Origin of the sequence: Dyadobacter sp. CY356 (genome assembly GCF_021440195.1) — a bacterium.
In the GTDB taxonomy this organism is placed as follows: domain Bacteria; phylum Bacteroidota; class Bacteroidia; order Cytophagales; family Spirosomataceae; genus Dyadobacter.
This window is the reverse complement of sequence record NZ_JAJTSZ010000003.1, coordinates 319,572-330,236: the sequence shown is the minus strand read 5'-3', so window position 1 is coordinate 330,236 and position 10,665 is coordinate 319,572. Positions and strand designations below refer to the sequence as shown.

Annotated in this window: 11 protein-coding genes; 7 read left to right on the top strand and 4 right to left on the bottom strand. The window is 39.0% G+C overall.

The window, feature by feature from the left end; all coding sequences use genetic code 11:
* The first annotated feature begins 339 nt into the window (after positions 1-339).
* A complete protein-coding gene (gene dnaG / locus LXL81_RS13240; protein WP_234647266.1) occupies positions 340-2,355 on the top strand; it encodes a DNA primase in 2,016 nt (671 codons plus the stop codon).
* 71 nt (positions 2,356-2,426) lie between these two features.
* Here the strand turns inward: dnaG and LXL81_RS13235 are convergent, their stop codons facing one another.
* Positions 2,427-2,762: a YtxH domain-containing protein gene (locus LXL81_RS13235; RefSeq protein ID WP_234647265.1), complete on the bottom strand. Its 336-nt coding sequence runs from the start codon at positions 2,760-2,762 to the stop codon at positions 2,427-2,429.
* A gap of 58 nt (positions 2,763-2,820) precedes the next feature.
* On the opposite strand from LXL81_RS13235, the gene LXL81_RS13230 reads away from it, so the two are divergent.
* Positions 2,821-3,969: a YCF48-related protein gene (locus LXL81_RS13230; RefSeq protein ID WP_234647264.1), complete on the top strand. Its 1,149-nt coding sequence runs from the start codon at positions 2,821-2,823 to the stop codon at positions 3,967-3,969.
* A gap of 43 nt (positions 3,970-4,012) precedes the next feature.
* Here the strand turns inward: LXL81_RS13230 and LXL81_RS13225 are convergent, their stop codons facing one another.
* From LXL81_RS13225 to LXL81_RS13215, 3 genes are all read right to left on the bottom strand, one after another.
* Positions 4,013-4,213 (bottom strand): PIN domain-containing protein, encoded by a 201-nt coding sequence (locus tag LXL81_RS13225; protein WP_409013897.1) that lies wholly within the window; start codon positions 4,211-4,213, stop codon positions 4,013-4,015.
* Positions 4,214-4,395: 182 nt separating this feature from the next.
* Positions 4,396-4,605: a hypothetical protein gene (locus tag LXL81_RS13220; RefSeq protein ID WP_234647262.1), complete on the bottom strand. Its 210-nt coding sequence runs from the start codon at positions 4,603-4,605 to the stop codon at positions 4,396-4,398.
* Positions 4,606-4,679: 74 nt separating this feature from the next.
* Positions 4,680-5,687: a YpdA family putative bacillithiol disulfide reductase gene (locus tag LXL81_RS13215; RefSeq protein ID WP_234647261.1), complete on the bottom strand. Its 1,008-nt coding sequence runs from the start codon at positions 5,685-5,687 to the stop codon at positions 4,680-4,682.
* 83 nt (positions 5,688-5,770) lie between these two features.
* Between LXL81_RS13215 and LXL81_RS13210 the strand changes: the two genes are divergently transcribed.
* The 5 genes from LXL81_RS13210 to priA all read left to right on the top strand — a co-directional run bounded on the left by LXL81_RS13210 (position 5,771) and on the right by priA (position 10,637).
* A complete protein-coding gene (locus LXL81_RS13210; protein ID WP_409013890.1) occupies positions 5,771-6,841 on the top strand; it encodes an aminodeoxychorismate synthase component I in 1,071 nt (356 codons plus the stop codon).
* Complete coding sequence (locus tag LXL81_RS13205; RefSeq protein ID WP_234647260.1) at positions 6,819-7,421, top strand: aminotransferase class IV; 603 nt, start codon at positions 6,819-6,821, stop codon at positions 7,419-7,421. The genes LXL81_RS13210 and LXL81_RS13205 overlap by 23 nt, the downstream gene beginning before the upstream one ends.
* A gap of 116 nt (positions 7,422-7,537) precedes the next feature.
* Positions 7,538-7,756, top strand: coding sequence for a hypothetical protein (locus LXL81_RS13200; RefSeq protein ID WP_234647259.1), 219 nt, complete (start codon positions 7,538-7,540; stop codon positions 7,754-7,756).
* On the top strand, positions 7,747-8,046 hold the full coding sequence (locus LXL81_RS13195; protein WP_234647258.1) for a type II toxin-antitoxin system RelE/ParE family toxin: 300 nt from the start codon (positions 7,747-7,749) through the stop codon (positions 8,044-8,046). The genes LXL81_RS13200 and LXL81_RS13195 overlap by 10 nt, the downstream gene beginning before the upstream one ends.
* 95 nt (positions 8,047-8,141) lie before the next feature.
* On the top strand, positions 8,142-10,637 hold the full coding sequence (gene priA / locus LXL81_RS13190; RefSeq protein ID WP_234647257.1) for a primosomal protein N': 2,496 nt from the start codon (positions 8,142-8,144) through the stop codon (positions 10,635-10,637).
* The last annotated feature ends 28 nt before the right edge of the window (positions 10,638-10,665 follow it).

Below are 10,665 nucleotides of genomic sequence, written 5' to 3'. Positions count from 1 at the left end.
AATAGTTGCAAAAAAACATTAGCTTTCTTAAGGAAAACAGTACAAAAATTATGATTTTATGATCACTTTACTTCGAAACTAGATGATCTTTAAAATAATCGTTTCCGATTTATAATTTTAACGCTTTCTTTTTTGTTAAACATTGGCAAGCTGCATTGGCCAAAGTCATTCATTAAAAATCCCGAAAGTTTTTACTTATTCGTTACCGCATTTTCTTTTATTTTACATCGCTAAAATAATAAACCTGACAGGAAAAAGGAAATCTGCGAAATTGTATAGCCCTTTCGGGCGAGAGCTGCTGTTAAAATATCTGAATTATTAAATTAATAGAAATCAAAAATGCGCATTAATCCCGAAACAGTTGACAGGATCAAGCAATCCGCTGACATTGTGGAAGTGGTCGGGGATTTTGTAGCGCTGAAAAAAAAAGGAGCTAACTATTCGGCATGTTGTCCGTTTCATAACGAGAAATCACCATCGTTTAACGTTAATCCTGTCCGGCAAATCTTCAAATGTTTTGGATGCGGAGCCGCTGGTGACGCCATTAAATTTGTAATGGATATTGATGGTATCGGGTACGGTGAGGCACTTCGCTACCTGGCCAATAAATATCAGATTGAAATCCAGGAAGAGGAAGTTACTGATGAAGAAGCCCTTCGCCAGAATACGCGTGAAAGTCTTTACATCATATTAAATTTTGCAAAAAACTTCTATTCGCAACAGCTTCATAATACCGACGAAGGACAATCGATTGGCCTCAGTTATTTTCGCGAGCGTGGATTTACCAATGATATTCAAAAGAAATTTGAGTTGGGATATAGTCCTGATACCTGGGATGCGTTTACCAAAGAAGCTTTAAATAAAGGATATACCGCAGATATTCTGGAAAAAGCAGGATTGCTGATTCACAAAGAAGGCAGCCGCACGGCGGACCGCCAGACGGCCGGATATGATCGTTTCAGAGGCAGGGTTATTTTTCCCATTCATAACGTAGCCGGTAAAGTAATTGCATTTGGAGCACGGATTCTGAAAACAGACAAATCGGGAAAAGGAGCTTCACAGCCAAAATATCTTAATTCTCCCGAAACAGACGTTTATCACAAAAGCGATATTCTTTACGGAATATTTCAGGCTAAAAATGCAATCAGGCAGCAGGAAGCTTGTTATTTAGTAGAAGGTTATACAGACGTTGTCTCTCTGCATCAGGCCGGTATTGAGAATGTTGTTGCTTCTTCCGGAACGTCTTTAACCATTGAGCAAATCCGTTTGATCGGTCGTTTCACACCGAATATTACCATCTTGTATGACGGTGATGTGGCCGGTATCAAAGCTGCCTTGCGCGGTCTGGATCTTGTTTTGGAGGAAGGACTGAATGTTAGTATTGTTCTTTTTCCTGATGGTGAAGATCCCGATAGTTATGTTCGCCGGGTTGGCGCAGAAGCATTTAAAGCCTATTTAAAAAAGGCTTCAAAAGATTTTATAACCTTTAAAACGGAAACATTATTACAGGATGCGGGTAATGATCCTTTCAGGCTTGCAGCTGTAATTGGTGAAGTTGTAAACAGCATTATTAAAATACCGGATGCGATCAAGCGCCAGGTATTTTTTCAGCGCACATCAGAAATGATGAAAGTTGATGAGCAAATGCTTATTTCGGAAGGGAATAAATTACTTAGAAAACTACACGCACAGCCGAAACCGCAGGATCGGAACAATCGGCCTTCTATACCACAGGCACCACGGGACATACCATTTTCTGACGATGGACCACCAGCTGATTTTTTTGAGTCAGAATCATCTGGTCCGGCCGCACCTGAGTTGGAGGAGCCAAATCAGCGGACAAAACTTTACTATCAGGAAGAAGCTTTTATCCGGCTTCTCATTTTATATGGTGCGCACGAACTCGAACCGACAATTTCTGTTTGCGCCTATGTTTTGGGTGAAATTCAGGGTATAGATTTTAAAGATCCTGTTTTTAATCATCTCCTGACATTATTCCGTGAAAATCATAGTCGTGACGTAGTTTTGAAAACCGATTATTTCCAAAACCATCATGAGTCAGAAATCAGGAATTTAACCATTGGCTGGCTAACAAATAAATATGAATTAAGCACACTCTGGACGGAAAAATTTGAAATATATGTACCGTCAGAAGTTGATATGCTTGACAAAAGCAGTTTCATTAATATTCTTCGCCTGAAAAAGGCTTTTATTGAAGAAAAGATGAAAATTTGTATGGAAGAATTAAAAAAAGCGAAAACAGAAGATCAGGAAAATGAGCTGATGAACGAATACATTTTCTATAAAGGAATCAGTATGGCAGCAGCAAAGGAATTGGGAAGTGTGATTGGATAAGATAAACTTGAAGAGTAAAAAAAGGCCGATTCAAGTGAATCGGCCTATATATTTTATTAACAATCAGTCAATTATACATTGTGGTTAACAACGCTTCTTACTTTTTCGTTAACATTATCAGCTACTGAGCTGGCTTTATCTTTTGCTACATTTACATTCTTAAAGAATCCTTCTTTCAATTTATCAGCTAATACTGAAAGTTCATCAAGGCTTTTTTCATATGTATCTTTCGCTGTTCCGCTGATGTCACCCGCTTTGCTTTTTACAGTATCGCCTAAATCATATGCTTTACTTTTAATCAGCTTACGCGTATCTTTCCCTTTCTTTGGAGCAACTAACAAACCAATTGCAACACCTGTAACCAAAGCGCTTAGCGTACCTATTAGAAATTTCTGATTCTTGTTCATAACAAATATTTATTTGTGTGATGTAAAATATATAGTTAACCAAATCTACTCAAATACCGTGCCAAAAGAAACTCCAATCCGTCATTTCAACCACCATTTTTCATTTTTTTTGATATTTATTTTATTTTCAACGCTTTATTCCAAAAGAGCATCTGCCCAATGGGACATATTGTCAATAAAAACGGTGGTCAATATGCGTGGGGTCCATGCAGTCACACCAACCACTTGCTGGATCGGAGGATCATCTGGAACTGTATTGCGAACTGTTAATGGCGGGAAAAGCTGGTCGGTAATGAAAGTACCCGGCGCTGATTCACTGGATTTCCGTGATATTCATGCATTTGGGCGGGAAACCGCAGTTGCCATGAGTGCAGGTTTAGCAGAAACCGGCAGAGCAAAAATTTATCGTACAGAAGATGGCGGAGAAACCTGGAATCTTGTGTACCAATCCACACAAACCGGGGTATTTTTGGATGGTATTGACTTTTGGAATAAAAACCAGGGAATATGTCTCGGAGATCCTTTGAATGGCAAACTATTTATGCTGACCACAGAAGATGGGGGAAAATCCTGGCAGGAATTACCCATGGAAAATCGACCGGAAGGGCAACCCGGAGAAGCATCATTTGCTGCAAGCGGAACGTCTATTCTGGCTGTTGGAAAAGATAAAGTTTTTATAGGAACAGGAGGTGGGAAAATGGCCCGCGTATTCCGGTCCGAAGACTTTGGCCGCCACTGGCAGGTTGCTGAAACACCAATGCCTGCCGGACCTACCAGTGGTATTTTTGGTTTACATTTCTGGTCGAAAAAAGATGGCATAGCCGTAGGTGGTGATTATAAAAATATTTCCGACACAACCCGAAATGTTTTGCTGACAAATGACGGAGGCGTTACCTGGAAATTTGGCACCGGCACCAAACCACTTGGATTAAAAGAAGCAGTATCCATATATCACAAACACTACACAACCTGGAACGGTGATACCCAAATTCGTTCAGACGATGTAGCCCTTGTTGCCGTTGGCCCATCTGGGAGCAGCTCTTCAGTAAATCAGGGAAAAACGTGGACAGCGGTTGGTAATGAACCATTTCATGCAGTAAGTTTTGCAGGAAATGTTGGTTATGCCGTTGGCGGAAAAGGCTTGATTGGGAAAATTGAAAAAATTTCAAGAAAGAAAAAGAAGAGGAGATTGGTGTTTGCGGAGTAAGAAGAATTAGGCCCCAACATTATTAATGGAATTTGGGGCCTAATTAATTTCTATATGGATCTATGATTCTCAAACCGCCTATATTTTCAAAATCTTTATAATTATGGGTAATTAACGATAAGTCATACATAATGGCAGTAGCAGCGATTACGGCATCTGGCAACTTAATTCGATAGTTTTTTCGGATATCCGCAGTTTTCAGCTTGATGTCCTTATTCAGTTCTATTGCCATTGTTTCATTAATGAAATCCTGTAATACCTGTAAATCCCTTTCATTTGCTGTTTACCAGCAAAGAAGTTCAATTTCTGTTATGACAGATATAAAAGGTTTTTCTATTTGAATCAGCTCATCTATAAATTTTTCCGCTTCTGGTGAGAATTGCTGCTGCAAAAAGTATATAGCAATATTTGTATCCCAAAGATAAATCATTCCCATCCGTTACGAAATTCATCTAACTGATTTTCAATTACGTCCAGAGGCTGTTTAGTCATTGCACCTTTATATTTTAAAACGCTATTTCTTTTAACAGAAGATTGAGTATCGTCTTTATGAATATGAATGAGATCCAGCTCCTCCAAATCCTGCAATAATTTCACAGCCTTTGTATTGATGATGTCAATTGTTACTGTTTGCATAATAGCTATCTTTTATAATCAAAAATATAACAATCTTATTATTAACCTACTATATGAGATGGAATTGTTCTCAATCAAATCCTGTCGATCAACTCCTTCACCTTTCTTACTTCCCGGCCCATCAAATGATCAGCAATTGCTGCGGCGTGATCACGGCCGTTTTCAATAAATATCTTTTCTGTGAAAACACCGGCCATTACCGTGCCGCACAGGTATAGACCAGGAATATTGGTTTCAAAAGTTTCAGGGTCGAAAGTCGGCACTTTAGTTTGCGGATCAAGCACAATACCGCAACGGAACAATAAATGTTCATCAGGCAAATAGCCAACAAGCAGGAAAACAAAATCAGCCGGCAGCCATTCAGGTTCACCTGTTTCAATATTTTCAATCTGAATCCTTCCGGGTTCAATTGCTTTGGTAATACTGTTAAAACGTGTATGAATTTTACCTTCCTTCACCCGGTTTTTCACATCCGGAACCAGCCAGTATTTCACTTTGGTACGAAAATCTGCTTCTTTATGAACGATAGTCACATGTGCATCATGACGATATAATTCCAACGCCGCTTCAACAGAAGAATTGGATCCGCCAACCAAAACAACGTTGGTATATGAATATTTAAACGGCTCATCGTAGTAGTGCGAAACATGCGGCAAATCCTCTCCCGGCACGTTTAACTTACGGGGAACATCAAAGTAGCCAGTAGCCAGAACTACATTTTTTGACTGAAAAATTTGTCCGTCATTTGCATATACCAGAAACGTCCCGTCGGCTTGTTTCTCAGTACGATCCACATCGACAAAAAGCTTAAAATTTAGATTGTAGTATCCCGCAACTTTGCGATAATACTGCAAGGCCTCATTTCTGTTCGCCTTTACTTCCGAGATTGCAAAGGGAATTCCTCCTATTTCTATATTTTCAGCCGTTGAAAAAAAACGCATCCGGCGTGGATAATTACGAATCGATTCTGTGATATTTCCTTTTTCCAGTATCAAATGGTCAAGGCCGTTTTTAGTTGCTTCAATCGCCATGGCAAGTCCGCAAGGGCCTCCGCCGATAATGATAACGTCGTGAATATGCATAAGTCTGATTTCGTAATCTTGGTTGGATTTGCTGTCGCTTTTTCTTTAATCCTTGTAATAGTTTTAACTCTTTATTTAAACGATTGGTTTCTGAACTTTGTAAATTTGCAGACTGTGAGCAGTACCGGTTTTCATTATTATTTTTTCCTTTGACAAAAACGATTCAAAATTTCTCAAAATGCCTTAATGAATGGGGAAAACGGAAAATTCCGTTTGTCTTTTTTATTGACTTTTTGATGCAAAAACCTGTTGCCCATCGTCTGGATGAAATCGATCCGTCAGAAATCTCATTTGATTTTAATGGATTCAACAATCATATAACGAGTAGTAAAATTGAATCACAACCCGGTTTTCATTTCAAAAAAAATCCAGTTTCATTTGATGACTATCATCCAAAATTTAATCACGTTGTCAATAATTTAAAAGCCGGAAATTCTTTTCTTGTCAATCTTTCAGTTGAAACACCGATTGAAACGAATCTCAGTCTGAAAGATATTTTTGAACACAGTAAAGCACCTTATAGATTTTGGTTAAAAGACCAGTTTGTCTGTTTTTCACCGGAGATTTTTATCAAAATAAAAGGAAAACGGATTTCATCATTTCCAATGAAAGGAACAATTGACGCTTCTTTTCCTAATGCTGAAAAAGTAATTCTTTCAGACCCAAAAGAAGCCGCTGAACACGCCACGATTGTCGATCTGATCAGAAATGATATCAGTATTGTTGCCGATAAAGTCTGGGTTGAACGATACCGTTACATTGAACAAATTCAAACAAATGAGAAAAACCTTTTGCAGGTAAGCTCAGAAATTGCCGGAATTTTGCCAGAAGAATTTGATGGTGCGTTTGGAGATTTGTTATTGAAATTACTTCCAGCCGGAAGTATAAGCGGTGCGCCAAAACCAAGTACCTTGAAAATTATTAAGGATGCCGAAGGTTATGAACGAGGTTATTACACAGGCGTGATGGGTTATTTTGATGGTGAAAACTTTGAAAGTGCTGTGATGATCCGATATATAGAAAATCAGAATGGAAAACTCGTTTTCAAAAGCGGAGGCGGAATAACGGCTAAAAGTGACGCAAAAAGCGAATACCTGGAATTAATTGATAAAGTTTACTTACCCTTCGCCCATGTCCCTTCCATTGTGCTTTGAAACCATTTGCGTTCAGGAACGTAAGCTTGTTAATCTGTCTTATCACGAAGCGCGACTTAATAAAACCCGAAGAGCGCTTTATGGCTTTCAGGATGACTGGGATTTGTCAAAATTATTGACAGTTCCTGATTATGTCACGAATGAACCCCATAAATGCAGACTTACTTACGGAGAAAATATTGAAGAAATAAAGTGGGAGCCTTACCATTTCCGGACGATAAAAAAGATCCAGCGTGTATATATCGATGAAGTAGATTATTCCTACAAATACAACGACCGGACAGCTTTAAATAATCTTTACGAACAGCGGAAGGACGCCGAAGAAATTCTGATCATCAAAAATGGAATGGTTACGGATTCGTTATATTGTAATGTTGCATTTTTGAAAGATGGCCGATGGTTCACGCCGGATACGCCTCTCCTGGCAGGAACACAAAGAGCGTTTCTTTTAGATTCAGGAATTATTGAAGAAGCCCCAATTCCGGAATCTGATATTTCTCAGTATAGTCGTATCAGGTTATTTAACGCGATGGTCAACTGGGAAAATTCGACGATTTTAGAACGCCAGGTCATCCAATAAAACTTAAAGAGAAGTAGCATTGTTTAATTCCAAAATCGTAAATTTGACTAAGGTGCCCAAATTGACTTTCTTAGAATAGCTTTCCTTTTTTGATTCATCTTAAATAATTTATTCCAATGAGTATTTTAATTAACACGCGAAATGAACAGGAAGAAAAAGTTATCCTGGATTTTTTGGATAGCTTGGCTGTTGAATATAGCACAGAAGTTGATGAGGACTGGGGGGATTTACCGGAAAAAGTTATACTCGATGTAAAGGAATCAATAATTCAAATTGAAGATGGGAAGGGAATAAATCATAAAACAGCCAGAGAAACCTATAAAAAATGGCTTTAAATATTATTTGGTCTCCTAAGGCATTGAATAATTTTCACGACATACTAGATTATTTGGAAGAGAATTGGAATGATGCAGTTATCAGAGATTTCGTATATAAGACTGAAAGTATTATTCAACAAGTAAGCGAATATCCGAAATCATTCCGACAAGTTTCGTTAAATAATTCAGTAAGAGAAGGTGTCATTACTAAGCATAATTTACTTCTTTACCGCATCCAAAAAGATCAGATTTTTTTACTTGCTTTTTTTGATACAAGACAACATCCTAAAAAGAAAAAAGGCGACTAGACTTTGTTTTCAATGTGTATTACAACTCGCAGGATCTAATAAAATCGTAACTTGCCTTCCTTTTCAAATTAATAATATTTTTGCCCACACAGCCAATGACCTCCCTTTTTGAGGACGAAATTACCTTATTCGCCGATCTGATCCTTCCTGTTCCGGTACCCCGGCTCTTTACGTACAGAGTTCCGCGGACTATGGCTGAGATGATAAAAGTAGGTGCCCGGGTGATTGTACAATTTGGAAAAAACCGGGTTATCACGGCCGTTGTTGCCCATATACATTCCAATCCTCCGGCCGTATACCAGGCAAAATACATTCTTGAATTGCTTGATGATGAACCCATTATCACCACCAAACAACTCGAACTTTACAACTGGATTTCGGAATATTATCTCTGTAATATCGGCGAAGTATTAAATGTTGCGCTTCCGGCCGGATTAAAAATTACAAGTCAGTCGAGAATTCAGCATAATCCTGAATTTGATTATGAGGAATTGCTGACAGATCAGGAAAGATTTATACTTGATGAAATAAAAAAACACGCCACACTTTCTTATGAAGAAGTGGCCAGGCTGGTCAATCAGACCAATATTACGGCTGTTATAAAATCGCTGGTTGGGAAACGTGCTATTATTCTTTTTGAAGAAGTTAAAGAAAAATACAAGCCAAAAGTCGTCAAAAAAATCCGTCTGACCTCTGCATTTCTTTCAGAGAAATCATTGGTGGAACTGACTTCATCTCTTGATAAAACTCCGAAACAGCAGGATATTCTGATGCGGTATTTAAGTCACGTGCCAGTTTATAATCATGCGGATTTAAATCAAAAAGGACTTGACAAATTAATCTTTTTACAAGACGAAAGCTTATCCGATTCTGCTTTGCAGACCTTAATCAAAAAAGGCGTTTTCGAACAATTTGACATAATCGTCTCCCGCTTTGCCGATATTCCGCTTGGCCCGCCGGCTGTTGTTAATTTAACTGAATCGCAGACAACGGCTTTCAAAGAAATTCATGAAGCATTTGCTGAAAAGGAAGTTGTGTTATTGCATGGTATTACCGGCAGCGGAAAAACGGAAGTTTATATTGAACTGATCAAACAAGCGATGGAAAGCGGATCGCAGGTTTTATTTCTACTACCTGAAATTGCTTTAACAACCCAGATCGTTGTTCGTCTGAGAAAAGTTTTCGGCGATGCGATGGGCATTTATCATTCCAAATTTTCAGATAACGAACGTGTTGAAGTCTGGAAAGGAATTCTGGATGGAAAATTCCAATTTGTAGTCGGCGTTCGTTCTGCGATATTTTTGCCTTTTGATAATCTGGGGCTGATCATAGTGGATGAGGAACATGAAACTTCCTACAAACAGCATGATCCTGCTCCCCGGTATCACGCACGTGATGTAGCCGTGATCATGGCATACATGCATAAGGCGAAAACGTTGCTCGGTTCGGCAACGCCATCTCTGGAAAGTTATTATCACGCCAGAAGCGGCCGTTACGGACTGGTTGAAATAACACAACGATTTGGTAATGCAGCTTTGCCTACTTTTGTTTTAATTGACACAAAAAAGGAAAAAAAGCAGAAAACGATGAAAAATGAGTTTTCATCCGTTTTGCTCGAACATCTTGAATCGAATTTAAATAATAAAGAACAAACGATTTTATTCCAGAATCGCCGCGGCTATTCTCCCTATATGCAATGTGAAGAATGCAGCTGGATTTCTGAATGTGCTAATTGTGATGTAAGTCTTACATACCACATGAAAGCGCGGGAACTTCGGTGTCATTATTGCGGACATAAGGAAGAAGTACCAAGAACTTGTCCGGCCTGTGGTTCAACCCGCGTAAAAACGATGGGTTACGGGACGGAAAAAATTGAGGAAGAATTACATTTGTTATTACCAGCGGCGCGTGTGCAAAGAATGGATTTTGATACCACGCGGGCAAAAAACGCTTATCAGCAGATTATCCAGGAATTTGAAGAAGGAGGTACTGATATTTTAGTTGGTACACAAATGGTTAGCAAAGGTCTGGATTTTGATAACGTAAGTATGGTTGGTATTTTTGACGCCGACAGGATTATTCATTTTCCGGAATTCCGGGCGTCGGAACGGGCTTTTCAAATGCTGACCCAGGTAAGCGGAAGAGCAGGACGAAGAGCCGACAAGCCGGGAAAGGTATTAATTCAAACCGCAAATCCGGCTCAGAAAATACTGGAAAGAATCATACAGAATGATTATACCGGCATGTACGATGCGGAAATTGTAGAACGCGAGCAATACCATTATCCGCCGTTTACTCGGTTGATCAAAATAACAATAAAACATATCGACGAGGCCACTTCGAAACGCGCCGCAGTGGCTTTGGCAGAAAAATTAACAGCCAATTTAGGTCAAAGCCGGGTACTCGGACCGGAGCCTCCGTTGGTGGAAAGAGTAAGAAATCAGTTTTTGTTCGACATTCTCATTAAACTTGAACGAGAAAAGATTAATTTTAAGGCGGCAAAGTCGTTTATACAAGAAAAAGTCATTGATATTCTAACCGATAAAACCATAAAAGGCGTCCACGTTGTCATTGATGTGGATTGTGTTTAGTAAATTCATATAATACTGCAATTAACTC

What these genes read in the sequence shown, in the direction of transcription:
- LXL81_RS13235 (WP_234647265.1), bottom strand. Translation starts at nt 2,762, where the DNA reads ATGAACAAGAATCAGAAATTTCTAATAGGTACGCTAAGCGCTTTGGTT.
- LXL81_RS13220 (WP_234647262.1), bottom strand. Translation starts at nt 4,605, where the DNA reads ATGCAAACAGTAACAATTGACATCATCAATACAAAGGCTGTGAAATTA.
- LXL81_RS13205 (WP_234647260.1), top strand. Translation starts at nt 6,819, where the DNA reads ATGTCCCTTCCATTGTGCTTTGAAACCATTTGCGTTCAGGAACGTAAG.
- LXL81_RS13200 (WP_234647259.1), top strand. Translation starts at nt 7,538, where the DNA reads ATGAGTATTTTAATTAACACGCGAAATGAACAGGAAGAAAAAGTTATC.
- dnaG (WP_234647266.1), top strand. Translation starts at nt 340, where the DNA reads ATGCGCATTAATCCCGAAACAGTTGACAGGATCAAGCAATCCGCTGAC.
- LXL81_RS13215 (WP_234647261.1), bottom strand. Translation starts at nt 5,687, where the DNA reads ATGCATATTCACGACGTTATCATTATCGGCGGAGGCCCTTGCGGACTT.
- LXL81_RS13195 (WP_234647258.1), top strand. Translation starts at nt 7,747, where the DNA reads ATGGCTTTAAATATTATTTGGTCTCCTAAGGCATTGAATAATTTTCAC.
- priA (WP_234647257.1), top strand. Translation starts at nt 8,142, where the DNA reads ATGACCTCCCTTTTTGAGGACGAAATTACCTTATTCGCCGATCTGATC.